13 protein-coding genes are annotated in these 16,938 nt (G+C 47.1%); 3 read left to right on the plus strand and 10 right to left on the minus strand.

Annotated elements, in window-relative coordinates; translation table 11 throughout:
- Positions 1-83: 83 nt before the first annotated feature.
- Positions 84-869: a histidinol-phosphatase HisJ family protein gene (locus ABFV83_RS14745; protein WP_349944844.1), complete on the plus strand. Its 786-nt coding sequence runs from the start codon at positions 84-86 to the stop codon at positions 867-869.
- 57 nt (positions 870-926) lie between these two features.
- Here the strand turns inward: ABFV83_RS14745 and ABFV83_RS14750 are convergent, their stop codons facing one another.
- Both ABFV83_RS14750 and fba read right to left on the minus strand, forming a co-directional pair.
- The gene (locus ABFV83_RS14750) at positions 927-3,044 is read right to left on the minus strand and encodes a glutamine synthetase III (RefSeq protein ID WP_349944845.1); all 2,118 of its coding nucleotides are present in this window, start codon (positions 3,042-3,044) and stop codon (positions 927-929) included.
- A 179-nt stretch (positions 3,045-3,223) separates the two neighbouring features.
- Complete coding sequence (gene fba, locus ABFV83_RS14755; protein ID WP_349944847.1) at positions 3,224-4,087, minus strand: class II fructose-1,6-bisphosphate aldolase; 864 nt, start codon at positions 4,085-4,087, stop codon at positions 3,224-3,226.
- 178 nt (positions 4,088-4,265) lie between these two features.
- On the opposite strand from fba, the gene ABFV83_RS14760 reads away from it, so the two are divergent.
- On the plus strand, positions 4,266-5,675 hold the full coding sequence (locus tag ABFV83_RS14760; protein WP_349944849.1) for an MATE family efflux transporter: 1,410 nt from the start codon (positions 4,266-4,268) through the stop codon (positions 5,673-5,675).
- Here ABFV83_RS14760 and thrC read toward each other — a convergent pair.
- Complete coding sequence (thrC, locus tag ABFV83_RS14765; RefSeq protein ID WP_349944850.1) at positions 5,672-7,156, minus strand: threonine synthase; 1,485 nt, start codon at positions 7,154-7,156, stop codon at positions 5,672-5,674. The genes ABFV83_RS14760 and thrC overlap by 4 nt on opposite strands.
- A 302-nt stretch (positions 7,157-7,458) precedes the next feature.
- Between thrC and ABFV83_RS14770 the strand changes: the two genes are divergently transcribed.
- Positions 7,459-8,259, plus strand: a complete 801-nt coding sequence (locus ABFV83_RS14770) for a DNA/RNA nuclease SfsA (protein WP_349944852.1) — start codon at positions 7,459-7,461, stop codon at positions 8,257-8,259.
- A 144-nt stretch (positions 8,260-8,403) separates the two neighbouring features.
- On the opposite strand, the gene ABFV83_RS14775 is transcribed toward ABFV83_RS14770, so the two are convergent.
- From ABFV83_RS14775 to ABFV83_RS14805, 7 genes are all read right to left on the minus strand, one after another.
- Positions 8,404-9,315, minus strand: coding sequence for a TPM domain-containing protein (locus tag ABFV83_RS14775; protein ID WP_349944854.1), 912 nt, complete (start codon positions 9,313-9,315; stop codon positions 8,404-8,406).
- Positions 9,312-10,352, minus strand: a complete 1,041-nt coding sequence (locus ABFV83_RS14780) for a zinc ribbon domain-containing protein (RefSeq protein WP_349944855.1) — start codon at positions 10,350-10,352, stop codon at positions 9,312-9,314. Before ABFV83_RS14780 ends, ABFV83_RS14775 begins: the two co-directional genes overlap by 4 nt.
- Positions 10,349-11,563, minus strand: a complete 1,215-nt coding sequence (locus tag ABFV83_RS14785) for an SPFH domain-containing protein (protein ID WP_349944857.1) — start codon at positions 11,561-11,563, stop codon at positions 10,349-10,351. The genes ABFV83_RS14780 and ABFV83_RS14785 overlap by 4 nt, the downstream gene beginning before the upstream one ends.
- A gap of 189 nt (positions 11,564-11,752) precedes the next feature.
- Entirely contained in the window at positions 11,753-12,577 is an 825-nt protein-coding gene (locus ABFV83_RS14790; RefSeq protein WP_349944858.1) for a deoxyribonuclease IV, read from the minus strand.
- Positions 12,578-12,589: 12 nt separating this feature from the next.
- A complete protein-coding gene (locus tag ABFV83_RS14795) occupies positions 12,590-13,504 on the minus strand; it encodes an ABC transporter permease subunit (protein ID WP_349944860.1) in 915 nt (304 codons plus the stop codon).
- Positions 13,482-14,444: an ABC transporter ATP-binding protein gene (locus tag ABFV83_RS14800; RefSeq protein ID WP_349948934.1), complete on the minus strand. Its 963-nt coding sequence runs from the start codon at positions 14,442-14,444 to the stop codon at positions 13,482-13,484. Before ABFV83_RS14800 ends, ABFV83_RS14795 begins: the two co-directional genes overlap by 23 nt.
- Complete coding sequence (locus ABFV83_RS14805; protein ID WP_349944862.1) at positions 14,444-16,933, minus strand: hypothetical protein; 2,490 nt, start codon at positions 16,931-16,933, stop codon at positions 14,444-14,446. The genes ABFV83_RS14800 and ABFV83_RS14805 overlap by 1 nt, the downstream gene beginning before the upstream one ends.
- Positions 16,934-16,938 lie beyond the last annotated feature (5 nt).

A 16,938-nucleotide genomic window follows, 5' to 3' on the forward strand; every position in this document is an offset into this window, starting at 1 on the left:
TATATCATATAAACTCTAAACCGGCAAAGCAGGTTAAAAGAAAAATTCATTCGTATACGAAAATGAGGTTGGAGGAACAGAGCATGCTGTCAGATTATCATATACACTCTTATTTCAGCGATGATTCCCAGTGCCCTATGGAAGAAATAGTACAAAGAGCAATTCTTTTGGGACTTAATGAAATCGCATTTACAGAGCACGTGGATTATGGGGTAAAAACAGACTTAAATTGTGATTATGAAAATTATTTTAAAGAAGTAGAAAAAATGAAAGAAAAATACAAAGGGAAATTGTCCATAAAAGCAGGAATTGAATTCGGGGTCCAGACCCACACCATCCCCCTTTTTCAAAAGGATTATGAGAAATATCCCTTTGATTTTATCATTTTAAGCAATCATCAGGTGGGCGACAAGGAATTCTGGAATTACCAGTTTCAGGAGGGAAAAAGTCAGGAAGAATTTCAAAAAGATTATTATGAGGCGATCTATGAGGTTGTACGAAAGTATAAAGATTATTCTGTCCTTGGCCATCTGGATATGATCAAAAGGTACGACACTTACGGGGAATACCCGGACAGCTGTATTATGGATATGGTGGACAAAATACTCCGCCAGGTGATTGCCGATGGAAAAGGAATTGAGGTCAACACCTCCTGTTTCCGGTATGGTTTAAAGGACTTAACCCCATCCAGAGAGATTCTGAAACGTTACCTTCAATTAGGAGGCCGCATCCTTACCATTGGTTCTGATACCCATAAATTTGAACATTTGGGAGCCTACATTCCGGAAGTAAAAGGAATGTTAAAAGGCCTTGGATTTAAACAGTTCTGTACCTTTGAGAACATGGAGCCCATTTACTGGGATTTATAAGAATAAGGTGCTGTCCCGCAAACAGGACGGCACCTTTCTTTTTTCACATCTGCTTCATTACACTTCGAAGATTAAATCTCCGTAGCTTGGCATTGGCCAAAATTCTTTATCTACTATCATTTCCAGCTTATCGGCAGGGGTACGGAGAGCCGCCATGGCAGGTACTACCTCGTTCCGGAAAGCATTTGCCCGTTCTTTGTTCCCTTCCATTGCCGAGCATTTCTCGTCGGCATCTGTCAGGGCGGCCAGGGCTATTTTCATATCGGACAGATAAGCACTCACCTCTATGAGAAGCTCTTCCTGAACGCTGGTATCGGCTGCCGGACAGGCTGATTTTACCTTTCCCAGGGAATCTGCCAGCAGGGAGGCATATTTTACTGCAGAAGGTATGATCTGTTTTCCGGCCATATCGATCATGGTTCTGGCCTCAATGTTAATGGCTTTGCTGTAAGCCTCATATTCGATCTCAACCCGGGATTCCAGCTCAGCCCTTGTGAATACCTTAAACTCCTCAAACATCTTAACCGATGCATCTGTGGTAAGAGCAGGAATCGCCTCAACCATTGACTTAAGGTTTGGAAGCCCTCTTCTTTCTGCTTCCTCTACCCATGCCTGGGAATATCCGTTGCCATTAAAAATAATCCTTCTATGGGCTGCCAGCTGCTCTTTAATCATGTCATGGACTGCTGTTTCAAAATCAGCCGCCTTCTCAAGGACATCTGCCGCTTCCTTTAACGCCTCAGCCGCAATGGTATTTAAAACCACGTTGGGAGAAGAAATGGAATCAGAGGAACCGACCATGCGGAACTCGAACTTATTGCCCGTAAATGCAAAGGGGGAGGTTCTGTTTCTGTCCGTGGCATCCTTGGATAAATCCGGCAAGGTTCTGACTCCTGTTTTTAAGGTGCCGCCCGCCTTGGAACGGGTAGCCTCTCCGGTGCTGCAAAGCTGATCTACCACATCCTCCAGCTGTTCGCCGATGAATATGGAGATAATGGCCGGCGGTGCTTCGTTTGCACCCAGCCTGTGGTCATTTCCAACATCAGCCGCGGACTCCCGGAGCAGATCTGCATGGCGGTCAACCGCCTTTAAGATACAGGACAGTACCAAAAGGAACTGGATGTTCTCATGAGGCGTTTCTCCTGGATTCAACAGGTTGATTCCATCATCAGTGGTTAAGGACCAGTTGTTGTGCTTACCGGAACCATTGACTCCGGCAAAGGGCTTTTCATGAAGCAGACAGTTTAATCCATGACGGCCCGCCACCTTTTTTAAGGTTTCCATTACCAATTGGTTATGATCAACGGCCACGTTTGCCTGTTCATAGATGGGAGCCAGTTCATGCTGGGCGGGAGCGACTTCATTATGCTGGGTTTTTGCCGGTACGCCCAGCTTCCAGAGCTCTTCATTCACTTCCTTCATGTAAGCCGCGACCCTCTCACGGATGGAACCGAAGTAGTGGTCATCCAGCTCCTGTCCCTTTGGAGGCATTGCTCCGAACAGGGTGCGTCCTGCATAGATTAAATCTTTTCTCTGTAAATACTTTTCATGATCAACCAGAAAATATTCCTGCTCGGCGCCAACAGAAGGAATAACCCTTTTTGAGGTGGTATTTCCAAATAATCTTAAGATTCTTAAAGCCTGCTCGTCGACGGCTTCCATGGATCTTAAAAGAGGTGTTTTTTTATCAAGAGCTTCTCCTGTATAAGAGCAGAAAGCGGTGGGAATGCAGAGGGTAACGCCGATGGCATCTTCTCTTAAGAATGCCGGGGAAGTACAATCCCAGGCCGTATAACCTCTTGCTTCAAAGGTCGCCCTTAAGCCTCCGGACGGGAAAGAAGAAGCATCCGGCTCTCCCTTTACCAACTCCTTACCGGAAAACTCCATAATTACCTTTCCTTCCGATGTAGGGGCGGAGATGAAGGAATCATGTTTTTCAGCGGTAATGCCGGTAAGAGGCTGAAACCAGTGGGTGTAGTGAGTTGCGCCTCTCTCAATGGCCCAGTCTTTCATGGCATGGGAAACCACGTCAGCAATCGATGGATCCAGTACTGCACCATCCTCAATGGTTTTCTTTAATTTTTTAAAAACTGATTTTGGCAAGCGCTCTCTCATTACGGTTTCGTTAAATACATTCCTACCAAACAGTTCAGCAACGTTTACAACTTCGCTCATAAATTTTCCATCCTCCCATATTTCGATAAGTCAAACTGCCTTTATAGTCTCCTCACGATCTGAATATGCACATAAATCAGAAAAGGCGTCCTCCCGGTATAAGGAGAACGCCATCGTTCTTAAATTAAGTTAAACCATTTTTCCCAAAAAATCAAGTACTTTTTTGAAAAATATTTTACTTAAGCTTTTCCAACGGAGCCAAATAATTCCATTTTCTCTTTCACGGTTGCTTTGATGGCCTCTGTACCGGGAGCGAGAAGCTTACGGGGATCAAAGCCCTTGCCTTCTAAATCCTTGCCTGCCTCAATGTATTTGCGGGTGGCCTCTGCAAAGGTAAGCTGGCACTCCGTATTAACATTGATCTTTGCAACGCCAAGGCTGATGGCTTTCTTGATCTGGTCTTCCGGGATGCCTGTCCCACCGTGAAGTACTAAAGGCATGTCACCTACTTTATCCTTGATGGCAGCCAGGGTTTCAAAGCTTAAGCCTGCCCAGTTTTCCGGATATTTTCCGTGAATGTTGCCGATTCCTGCTGCCAGCATGGTTACGCCTAAGTCTGCAACCTGCTTGCACTCATCGGGATCTGCGCATTCGCCCATACCCACAACGCCGTCTTCTTCGCCGCCGATGGAGCCGACCTCTGCTTCAAGGGAAAGTCCTTTTTCTGCACAGACCTTTACAAGCTCCGTGGTCTTTTCCACATTCTCAGCGATGGGATAATGGGAACCATCAAACATAATGGATGAAAATCCCGCTTCAATGCACTTATAGCATCCGTCATAAGAACCATGATCCAGATGAAGTGCTACGGGAACAGTGATTTTTAATTCTTCGATCATGGCTTTCACCATAGCTGTTACGGTTTTATAGCCTGTCATGTATTTGCCAGCGCCTTCGGAAACACCCAGAATAACCGGGGATTTCAGCTCTTCGGCTGTCTGTAAAACAGCTTTTGTCCACTCAAGGTTGTTGATGTTGAACTGTCCAACTGCGTACTTTCCGTCTCTTGCCTTTTCAAGCATATCTTTTGCTGAAACTAACATATCACGAACCTCCATTTAAATTTTTTCTCGTACATCTTTATATTATATACCATCTTATCCTATTTGGAAAGAATAATTTTTCCAGATTGTCATTTTTATAACAAACTTACATTTTGCTTTTATCATAACTATGCTTTATAATGGGGACAGGTTCCAAATACATAATAGGAGATTTTTTATGAAACGAAAGATGAGACACGGCATTTTTCGCCGCCCAAGCTCTGAAACTACAGAAAAGCAGGAACGCCAGGAAAAACCTGAGATGTTTTCCCGCAAACAGCTGCGCCAGTTGATCTTTCCCCTGGTCATAGAACAGATACTGGCTGTTTTTATGGGAATGGCTGATATCATTATGGTAGCCTCCTGCGGTGAGGAAGCCGTATCGGGTATCTCCATCGTGGATACCATAAACGTCCTTTTGATCGGATTGTTCGGGGCAATGGCTGCAGGAGGTTCTGTTGTGACGGCCCAGTACATTGGCCGAAAGGATGAAAAAAATGTTGCCAGAGCCTCAGGCCAGCTGTTCCTTGCCGTTGGCGGGCTTTCCCTGGCCATTATGGCAGTGACCCTGATCTTTAACGGGCCGCTTCTAAGACTTATCTACGGAGAAATCGGCCAGGAGGTCATGCACAACGGGAGAATTTATTTCTACATATCCTCCCTCTCCTATCCGTTCCTGGCATTTTATAACAGCAGCGCCGCCCTTTTCAGGACAGCCGGAAACTCCAAGGTATCCATGCAGGTCTCCCTGGGTGCCAACCTCTGCAATATCGCAGGAAATTTTCTGTTAATCTACGTGTTTCAAATGGGCGTTGCAGGCGCCGGGCTTTCCACCCTGTTTTCCAGGATCCTGTCCGCTGGGGTCATGCTGGTTCTTCTTAGAAAGCAGAATCATTTCCCCGTGGAATTCCGTCTGCGCGCAGATAAGAACATGCTTCGCCAGATCCTCTATATCGGCATTCCAAACGGCCTGGAAAACAGCATTTTCCAGCTTGGAAAGCTTTTGCTGTCCAGTCTGACCGCCAGCTTCGGTACCATGGCCATTGCTGCAAATGCGGTTGCAAGCACCATCTGCGGCATGGAAACCATCCCTGCCAGCGCCATAGGCATCGCCCTGGTAACGGTGGTGGGACAGTGCGTAGGAGCCGGAGAACTGAAACAGGCCCGCAAATATATGGGAAGGCTTTTAAAAACGGCATATATCTGTCTGTGGATATTAAACCTTTCCATTATACCGTTTTTAAAACCCATATGCGGACTGTTTCATCTGTCCGGTGAAACAAGCGCCCTGGCCTTTAAGCTGATGCTTTACCACAGCATCTGCTGCATGATAATCCATCCTCTGTCCTTTTGCCTGACCAATGGCTTAAGGGCTGCCAATGACGTCCGTTTTACCATGACAGTTTCCATCTGTTCCATGTGGATCTGCCGGATTGTCATGGCTTACATATTAAGCCTCTATTTCGGCCTTGGCCTTATGGGAATCTGGATCGCCATGACCATTGACTGGCTGGTGCGCGCCATTTTCTTCTCCACCCGTGTCTTAAGCGGAAAATGGTGCCGGTATGCCAACCGGAATACCCATTAGCTTAAAAAGCTTTCAACCGCTTCCTTCATCTTATCCCCATCGCATTCTGTATCGTGGCGTACAGGCGCGGTGCGGATTTCTTCTACTGCCTGGGGTACGGGAACCCTGGATATCTTTGACAAATGATCGATGATCCGGAATTCATCCGGCTCTTCCTGTTCCCCTTCAATGGCTTTCAGAACGCTTCCCGCAAACTTATATGGACTTGCCGTGGAGGCAATGATATTCTTCGTCTGATCCTTTGTCTCCGCCTTGTACCTGTCATAGACGCAGGCTGCAACACCAGTATGGGGATCGATCAGATAGCCGGTATCTTCAAAAACCTTCTTAATGGCTTCCCCGGTTTCCTTTTCTCCTGCAAAGCCTCCCTTAAAATCTTCCATAAAGCCCTTCATGCCGGCAGTTACCGAATAGCTGCCTTTATCGCCCAGCTCCTTCATAAGGGCTGCATTGGCCTTAGCATCGCATCCTGCGCTTAAATAGATGAGACGCTCCAAGTTGCTGGAAATCAGGATATCCATGGACGGAGAACTGGTGAGAATAAAATCCCGGTTCCGGTCATAGGTTCCGGTCTGGAAGAAATCATAAAGAACCTTATTTTCATTGGAGGCACAGATAAGGGTCTTAATGGGAACACCCATCTGCTTTGCTAAGTAGGCAGCCAGAATGTTTCCAAAGTTTCCCGTAGGTACGGTCACATTAATTTCTTCTCCGTCGGAAATCTCTTCACAGGCAAGGAGCTTTGCATAGGCATAAACATAATATACCACCTGGGGAACCAGCCTTCCGATGTTGATGGAGTTGGCTGAGGAGAGCTGAAATCCCTTTTCATCAAGCCTGCGGGCAAACTCTTTATCCCCGAATATCTTTTTGACCCCTGTCTGGGCATCGTCAAAGTTTCCATGAATGGCAGCCACATGGGTGTTTTCACCTTTCTGGGTCACCATCTGAAGCTCCTGGACCCGGCTTACGCCATCCTTTGGATAAAATACGATGATTTCCGTTCCCTCCACATCGGCAAAACCTGCCATTGCAGCTTTTCCCGTGTCTCCGGAGGTGGCAGTAAGAATCACGATTTTATTTTTTACCTGGTTCTTTTTTGCCGCAACGATCATCAGATGAGGAAGAATGGAAAGCGCCATATCCTTAAATGCAATGGTGCTTCCATGGTATAATTCCAGATAATAAGCCCCGTCAGCCTTAGCCAGAGGAGCGATTTCCTCTGTATCGAATTTGCTGTCATAGGCCCGTTCAATGCAGGTCTTAAGCTCCTCAGAACTATAATCCGTAAGATACAGCTTCATGACTTCATAGGCTGTTTCCTGGTATGTCATTGCCGACAACTCTTTCATGGACTTGTCAAGCTTTGGGATAAAACACGGCATAAACAGGCCGCCGTCATCTGCCAGCCCTTTTAAGATTGCCTGGGAAGCCGTTACACCGGTCTGGCCGCCCCTTGTACTTTGATAGGATATTTCCATGGTATTTTATTCCTTTCCTGCTCTCATAAATATAATTTATCGGAACTTGCAATGCAAGCTTTCATAAAAGGGCTGCCTTTTAGCCCATCCCTCCGATTACCAGAAGCATTTTTGCTTCCGATAATATTAATGGATCAAAACCTTGCCAGAATTGTAGCATACTTTTTTTAACAGCGCAAGAAAAAAGGGCGAAAAAGTTTTCATATAACGGACAGATGTATTCACTATAGAGACAGAAGGGTTCCCTTTTTATTCTCTGTGTGGTAAAATACCCTTTGATGCAGAAAGGAGAGACAGCTTCATTGAGATACGAACACATGATGACAGGAACCTTTTTAAGCCGCCCCAACCGTTTTATTGCCCACGTCCTGATCACAAAAGAGGGCCATGGGGAAGAAGAGGTAATCTGTCACGTTAAAAATACAGGACGCTGCCGGGAGTTACTCCTCCCCGGCGTCAGGGTGCTGGTGCAGTTTCATCCGGAAGCCACAGCCCTGGGAAGAAAAACGGAATACTCCCTGATCGGCGTATGGAAAGAACGGGAAAGAGGCGGGCCGCTCCTCATTAACATGGATTCCCAGGCCCCCAATCAGGCGGCTTATGAATGGCTGCAATCCATCCGGGAAAATCCGCCCCTGCCTTTTCATCAGGCAGCGGAAACGCCTTCCATTTTAAGCCCCACAATAAAAAACATCAGACGGGAAGTCACCTATGACCAGTCACGGTTTGACCTTGCCTTTCAGGCGGTGCTGCAGGGAAGCTGTGAGGGGAAACAGGAGGAAATCCCTGCATTCATGGAAGTTAAGGGCGTCACTCTGGAGGAAAGCGGCCTTGCCATGTTTCCCGATGCACCCACGGAGCGGGGAGTAAAACATATACAGGAGCTTATAAACGCTCACAGGGAAGGGTATGAAGCCTACATCCTGTTTGTCATCCAGATGAAAGAGATGGAAGCTTTTACCCCAAACAAAAAAACCCATCCGGAATTTGCGGAAGGGTTAAAAAAAGCCAGGGAGGCCGGTGTCCATATTTTAGCTTATGACTGTGCCATTACGGAGGATTCCATTACCTTAGACATGCCCATTCCGGTATATCTGGCCTGATAAATGAAGAGATTTCCCATCCCATCAAAAAACCTGCTGACAAAAAGTCTTGGCTTTTGTCAGCAGGTTTTTGTGTATGATTTTTCAGTGAGATGATTATTGAGTCAAGCAGATATTCGCAATCCGCGGTCCTGCCTGATTCAGTTAAAATTTCCGTCCCCCGCCCCCCATGGTATGTCCTGAGGAGGTATGGGTGGTACTCCTGCCGCCGGAGGAAAGACCGCCGCCGCCATGGCCTCCATTCCCCTGGTTCCGTGGAATTATCATATGGGTCACGGTCTTGTTCACCAGATGGTCGTACTGGTCCGTATACCGGAACTGACAGTTTGCACGATAGGCCATCAGCGAGTTACTGGCCCAGCCCCTTTCCTTTTTCATGGAATACCGGCTGGTCACTGCCCCGCAGGCAGCCGCCGCTGCAATGAGCCCGATGAGAGCTGCCAGAGCAGCCTCATACCACCGGATGCTGCGGTAAACGCTTATTTTTCCGGTCTCCTTATCGTAATTATACTGTCCTCCGGGAATCCCTGCCTTATAATATTTGTTCACGCCATCCAGAAAGCTTTGGACACAGGCACCGTATTCCTGACTGCTTACCTCTTCATAGGCGGCATCCAGGATGGAATTCCAGCGTTTATCCGTTAAAAAGCGGTTCATTTTTCCTACGGGAAGGATGTAAAGCTCCCGGTTATCCATGTCTATCAGGAACAATACTCCGTTATAATCCTTTCCAACACCAAAGGCTCCTCTTATGTAAAAATCCTCTGCATATTCCCCGGCTGTCTTTCCGCCTGCCCGGTCTGTGGTCGTGATCACCACATCCATGTTCATCTCTTTTCTCATCGCCTGGATCTGAGATTCAAACGTATCTATTTCCTCCCTGGAAAAGAGTCCTGCTTCATCATAAACCCGTTTTTCCCCGGAAACACCTTCAGGGCTCCCGCTTTTGGCAAACGCTTTCATGCCCCCGGAAAAAAAGATCAAAAGCAGAAGAACCATGGGCAGTAAAACAGCTATCCTGCATATCCGAAGAAACAATCCCTTTGTTCTAATCATATCAGATACCCCACAATCAGCATGGCAAAAAATACGGGCAGGAATATTTCAAGAAACAAAAGCATCAGCTTATTCCGGTCCACAGGAAGCTTGCCGCATACCTTACCGGTCTGCCCGTTCACTGTAAAATAATACATCTGGTCCTTTGGTCCGTCATGGTAGGTAAGGGTCCATACAGGCAAAAGGGCATACTCCCACTTTTCTTCCTCCAGATGGACGGATTGATTCTGAACTCTCACAGAATCATAGGATGTGATGCTGTTTTTTAAGGACTCCCCGGCAAACTGGCGCACCTCAGACTTTACTTCCTCAGAAAATTCCTGCTCTCCCATATCCCGCCGTTCTGCCACAAAGCCGGAAAGGAACCCCATGGTAAAGGGCTTCATTTTCTCTGTTTCATAGGGCAGTACGCCCTCCACCAGCTCCCGGTTGGATTTTTTCAAGGCATTGCGGGGCACGAATTTTACAGGCATAGTCCCTTCCCTGCGGACATCATAGGTCTGGGTTTCCGTATAGCGGCGGTCGCCGCTTACCCAGACCCGCAGACGGTCCGCTTTTGCATCCAGGCTTCCCTCCGCCCGGCAGCTGTAAAGCATGTAAGGAAAATATACGCCGGAGATTTTCTCGATCTGGTCTTCACTGTAAAAAGCCTTTGGAACAAACCGTTTCTTTTTCATCCATTGTTCAAAAATTTCCACAGCCCGCTTCTTCTCCATTGCAAATGGAATCACATAATCCGGATGGAATTCTCCGGAAAGCCTGCCTGAGAGGATTACCGGATTATGGCAATAATAGCAGAAGGTCGCAGCAGTGGTCTCATCCGTTACGATCTCGGCGCCGCAGCTGGGGCAGGTATAAAGCACAGGCTCTCCGCCCTCCTTTTTCTTTCCTGCCTCAGGCTCTTTTTGCTCCCCGTCTGCAGTTTCTTTCTGAGTGAATTCTGATAAACAGTATTCACAGGCATACTTCTGCTTTTTCGGATCAAAGATAAGCGGTCCGCCGCAATTAGGACATTTATAACTTATGATCTCACTCATGGTCTTGGTTTCCCACACTCCGAACAAAATCTGCCATTGTTTATAGTTTTACATTCACAGGTCCATGGTCCTGCCTGCTTTGGATTTCCGCATTCCGGACAGAATTTTCCTGTATTCACACTTCCGCAGCTGCAGGTCCATGGGCTCTCTGAAGAACTTTGTGCCTTACTCTCTCCGCCTGCTGCCGTCTGTTCTCCGGGATTTCCCTGCTGGCCCCGGTTCATCTGCATCTGCTGATAGTTGGCGCTTGAAGCTGCACCCATAAAGCCGCCACCGGCATTCATTCCCATACCCATGCCCATAAATCCTGCCATGGAACCATTGGCATTGCTTCCTGCCGCTTCTAAGCCTCTGGCTACTGCTCCCTGCACATAGCCCTCCCTGACACCCGGATCGCTTAACATGGCTCCCTGGTTGCGAAGATGGATCAGCTCCTTGGATTCCTGGTCATAGGAAATGCTTGCGATTCCTACAGACTGGATCTCCATTCCTCTCTGGTCCTTCCACTGGTAGTCAAGGACATCGGACATATACTGGCCCAGCTCTCTTCCTTTGGAAGCCACATAGGAGATACGTATGCCATCGGCAGACATCTGATTGATGGAAGACTGAAGAGCCTCTAAAAATTCAGATAAATACTGGGCGTTGATGTCATCTACCTCAACACGGGAAGCATTTTTCGGTATGACCTCCGCATAGAACAGCAGAGGGTCCGTCACTTTGATGGAATACGTTCCGTGAGCCCGTAAAAACAATTCCGCATTATAAAACTGGTCAAAATAATTAATGGGATTCGGAGTACCGAACTTGATCCCTTTAATCTCCTGCAGATTAATGAAATATACCTTCTGGGAAGTAGGAGTCTGACCACCAAAACGAATCCGGTCAAAGGATTCTTTTATGGCCTCATCAAACTGGCCGTTAAAAAGGGAGGGGAGGGAAGAGTTTTTTACGGTAAAATAGCCTGGTTCCCCGGTGTAGTCGATCACTTTTCCTCCATCTACCAAAATCATGAACTGGTTGGGGTAAACATGAATGATAGAACCATCGGAAATGGTATAATCCGTGCTCTTTGTATTGGATCCTTTTCGTATCTTCACTCCGCTGGCAAATACGGTCTGATCTCCCATGCTGCCTGCTTCTATCACTTCAAGCCACTGATCTGCCAGTGAGCCTCCTACTGCGGTAGTAAGCGCCTTAACAATTCCCATGTTGCTACCTCCTCAACAAATTTATTTTCCCTATTATATCATGAACCTGCGGTTCCTGATCGTCATTCGCCGCCCGCGCCGGTGAGCTTGCTCATCTTCGCTTTCTTTCGCTCATTATACTACACAATTTACTGGTTGGCTATACTGTTTCTATCCTTCGCCACCGCTATGCTATACCGCTTTTCATATTTATATAGCACGCATCATGGCAATTTCTTTGGCATACCCGGAAAGATCATTGGGTGTCTCCAGATAAAAGGGAAGGCTCTTTAAAGCCGGGTGAACCGTCATCCGCTTCAGAGCCTCAAATCCGATAAAGCCTTCTCCGATCTTTGCGTGGCGGTCCTTATGGGCCCCAAGAGGATTCTGGCTGTCATTTAAATGGATTGCCTTTAATTTATCCAGTCCGACGATCTGGTCGAACCGGTTTAAAACTCCATCCAGGTCACCGGCAATATCATAGCCTGCATCCCATACGTGGCACGTATCCAGGCAGACTCCCATATGGTCCTTTTGCTCTACCCGGTCCAGGATCTCCCGTAACTCCTCAAATTCCCGTCCTACCTCGCTGCCCTTGCCGGACATGGTTTCCAAAAGGACGGTGGTATGATGTTCCGGAGTCAGAATCTGATTGAGCATATCTGAAATATAACGGATCCCCGCCTCTGTTCCCTGTCCCACATGGCTTCCCGGATGGAAATTGTAGCAGTTTCCGGGAGTATATTCCATCCGGTCCAAATCATCCTTCATGGTGTCTCTGGCAAGGGCACGGAGCCCTTCATCCGCGGAACAGGCATTTAGAGTGTAGGGCGCATGAGCCAGAATCCTGTTTATTCCATGTTCCCCGGCAAAGGCCAGGAAACGGTCCACATCTTCAGGATTCATGGCCTTAGCCCTGGTTCCCCTTGGATTTCTTGTAAAAAACTGAAACGTGTTGGCATCAATCTTCACAGCCTCCTTCCCCATGGCAAAATAACCTTTTGAGGAAGACAGATGACATCCGATCGTAAGCATATAAGCCTCCTGTCATTTTATTTTTCTTATCTTATTCCCTTTGGCCGGACTGATGGCATTTACGGCGATGAACATGAACATGGCTGCCAGAGCCAGCTGGATGAAGATGCTTAAGACCACCCAGTGTTCCATGATAAAGTTATCCGGATGGGGACCGAACCAGCTGTTTAAACTCCTTACCACCTGATTATCCCCTGTCTGGCCGTTGATCATGGCATAAAAAGTAGCCACCGGGTTTAACAGGAGCAGGTACAAACATGCGCCGGAATTGGTCTGGTCAGCCATGCCGCCCACGGTCATGGCATAAGTGCTGCTCATATTCATCCTGGCCATGGACAATGCAAAAGCATTGATCGCATAGGTGCCTGCGGCAATGAGAACCAGTACCCCATAGCTTACCACAGTGGCAATGGTGGAACGCTTGAACAGGGTGGAAAAACAGATTCCCATGCTTCCGCAGAGAAGGGCAACTGCCAGGTAGCACAAAAGCAAAAGTAATACGTCGTAAATCATCACGCCCCCATACACAAAGGATACGGCCAGAAGGGGAAAGCTGGACATGATCATGAGAAACATAGTACTAAAGGATGAAGTAAACTTTCCCCATATGATATCCCATGGCTTTAAGGTGGTGGTGAGAAGAAGGTCAAGGGTCTGGCGTTCCCTCTCTCCGCTGATGCTTCCTGCTGTCAGCGCCGGCATGATGAACATCAGCATCACAAATTCCACAGCAGCCACGAATACATACAAATTGGTAAAGGAAGAATACTGGATTTCCGCAGTGAGCTTTACCCTCTCCACCACGGAATACATATTAAGCAGAATCACCAAAGCCAGAATCGTATTAAAAATTGCCAGGATCAGCGCCAGACGGAAGCTTCTGGAGCTGACGGTTGTCTCCCTCTTATAAACCGGATTCAATTTCATGTACAAGCACCGCCTTTTCTTTATCATGATCCGTAATCTGCATAAACAGGGATTCCAGACTTCCCTGCTCTCTGCAGAACCCATGTACCAGCACATCGGCATCCACCAGCTGCTGCAAAAGAATGGCCTCATCCTGTTCATCTCCAATGAAATTCACCCGAATGTCCTCTTCCTTTACCGCTATGGTCTGGACGCAGGGCTGGCTTTTTAAGATGGTCAGAGCTTTTTCCTTATTTCCGAGAACAGAGATGATCAGAGGATTGGAAGCATTGACCCGGCGCAGGATCTCCTCCATGCTGCCGCTTAATATCATCTTCCCCTGGTCAATGACCCCAATGTCAGTACACAGCTCGGAAAGCTCGGAAAGCACATGGGAGCTGATGAATATGGTCTTTCCCTGCTCTTTTAATTCCTTTAAGATTTCTTTAAATTCAAACCTGGTTCTTGGGTCCAGCCCTGAGGCCGGTTCATCAAGGACCAGCAACAGGGGATCGTGGATCAATGCCCTCGCCAGGCAGAGCCGCTGCTTCATTCCCCTTGATAAGCTGTCTACGTAAAAATTCACCTTATCCTCTAACCCTACCTGTTCCAAAAGGGTCATATACCGGGTCCTGCCCTTAAGCCCGTCAATCCCGTAGCAGGAGGCAAAAAATTCCATATATTCATTGACTTTTAAATTATCATAAACGCCGAAAAAGTCCGGCACATAACCGATCTTCAGCTTTAATTCATGTAAGCCCCCGGACACATCCACTCCGTCGATCATCACCTTGCCGCTGTCGGCAAAAAGAAGCCCTGTCATGATCTTGATGGTGGTGGTCTTTCCCGCTCCGTTAGGCCCTACAAAGCCATAAAGGGATCCTTTGGGAATATGAAGATCCAGGCCGTTTAACGCATGGAATTTTCCAAACTTTTTCCGCAAATCCTTAATTTCTAACATCATTTATCCCTTCCTGCCACAGTCAGCATTGGCAGAGTCACATACCAGTTATTCTCAGCCGCATTGTCACATACATATTTCACGGTCAGCGTGTTGCCGGGAGACAGATAAGGGGTAAGCTCCCAGGCTTTATAAACTGTTTTATCTGGTTCCATGGCATCGTAATTTCCCGTATCATGATTATAGAAATAAATATTTCCCTTAAAGATGGTGGTATAGTAAAAGTTTTCGCTGTTTAAAAACTCATCAGACGGGTTTTCAAAGATCAGCTTTTCCACCTCCAGATCATTACCGAGAAAATACTCCAGGGATACCGGGTCCACGCCGTAAATGGCGTTGGCTTCTGCATAATACTGCCCGCTTACCACTGTAGGGGTCTTCATAAGGGCAGAACGGGAGGTCTCCCCGTCTTTCTTTGTCTTTACATTAATGGTAGACGTAAACATGGACATGCCGTAGGTTTCATAATTTCCCCCGGCAAGGAACTGGCTGTCGGACTGATCTTTGCTGAAAGCCACAATCCTGGCTTCCGGATTATAGAATGAGGAATATTTATCAAGGTAAAAGCTTAAAATATTGGTTCTTGATAAAGCCAGCATGTAAGCAGGATCCTCAATATCCGCTTTTGGATATTGATAGCTTCCCGTCACCCGGGCAGATACCAGGAAGGAATTATTGATGGGATAGTTGATGACAGGAAGCCCGTCAAGATTTACGGCCTCTCCCGGCTTCAGTTCATCAATGACCACCATTTTCCCGTACATCAGGATTCCCACCTTTTCTACCTGGAAAGGATATTCATTGGTCACAGTGCCGTATACCTTTCCTTCAAACAGGGTGATGTCCCCGATCAGGCCCTTATGCTCTTTATTAAGGGTTCTTTTCTTTAAGGAATAATATTTGGAGGTAAAAGCTGCTGCGTTCTGGACCGAAACCCTGGTATCTTTATCCCCATAGGATATCTTCACCTTATAGTCCTCATTCCCTATAAATCTGGGAACCGGCTTCATCTCATAGGAACTGCTTCTGGTAATGGGAAGCAGATCATATGACGGATCAAGGGCAATGGTATATGCCTTGTTATAGGGCGTCCTCATGTTGATATAGGTATATTCGTCTACATAGTCTTCCGTGGTATCCAGAATGGTTGCATAGGTAAAAAAGGTATCCTTAAACCTGGTTCCCATTCCCATTAAATATACCACTGCCGAAAAGGCCAGGGACACCGTCACAACCGCGGTCCGGTAAAACCTTCTCCGTTCCTGCTTCTTCAAAAACAGGTACAGTACCGGTCCCACCAAAACAATGTATCCCAGAATCACTACGGAATAAAGGGCCAGGTTCGGCAGTTTATCTACATTTCCGGTATTTAACATATTCTGAACGGACCAGAACTGGCCGGAATTGCCGCTGTAAAGGTAAGAGGACAAATTATTCAACTTGGCTTCTCCTAAAAGCGCAGTGAAAAGCTTATCCACATAGGAACGCTGGACCTGGCAGAAAGAAGCGATGTCCACAAAATCATAGGCAGCCACGCCTACCTTTCCTTTTCCCTTTGATACGGAGGTAAGGACCGGGAATTCATCATTGGACAGAACTCCGGTTCCTCCTTTTAAGGATACATCTGCACAAACCAGATTCATGAAGGAATCTCCCGGACCGTTGGAAGAATATTCCACTCCCATGTCCACGGCTTTTTCCGATGGAGGAGCATAGTCCTCCTCCAGGATATCGGACCGGAATGCATAAAGGGTGTCATCCACCCTGCTGCCGGTTCCAAGAAGTAAGGTTCCCCCCTCCTTCACCCATTCCCAGATTGCAGATACCTGGTCTGATGACAGCCTTTTGGTATCATAATCCGTAATGACCAGTACGTCCAGAAGGTCCAGCCCAATGACGTTATCCGGCATCTTTTCTGTATCCATCTCAAAGGTCTTGATCCTGACAGAACTGTAATTCACTCCCACCCCGTCCATATAGGACATGGCCTCCGGCTCATCGGATAAAACTCCCACAAACAGTTCCGCTATATCTGCCGTAACATTCATTTTTAAACGTTTGCGGATCAGCTCTCTTCCCTGGGAGTCCAGAAGCTTTACATAAAGAGTATCTGCCCTTCCCACCGGAATATCCAGGGATTCCTCCGAGGCTTCAAAGGCCTTTAAGGAAACCGGATACTCATACTGGTAAATGTCATAATCAGATTCCATGGCAATGGCCTGGACCGTCCCATGAAATTCGGAATCCAACTGGTTCTTTAGCGAAAAATTCACCGGTACGTAACGTCCGCTTTTTGCATTTCCCTCATAGCCGTAGGAAACATCCATGGAAACGCCGGAATTAAAAGCTGCATAATTTCCGTCTGTATAGGAATTTCCTGCCTCCATTCCGGCCGTTGTTTCATATGACATACCGAAAGCAGGCAGCGTTACGCTGCCTGCTATGGTGACCGCCATGGCACAAATCAGGGATACTTTTCTGAATTTCATTTCTG

Origin of the sequence: Lacrimispora sp. BS-2, from assembly GCF_040207125.1 — a bacterium.
Taxonomy (GTDB): domain Bacteria; phylum Bacillota; class Clostridia; order Lachnospirales; family Lachnospiraceae; genus Lacrimispora.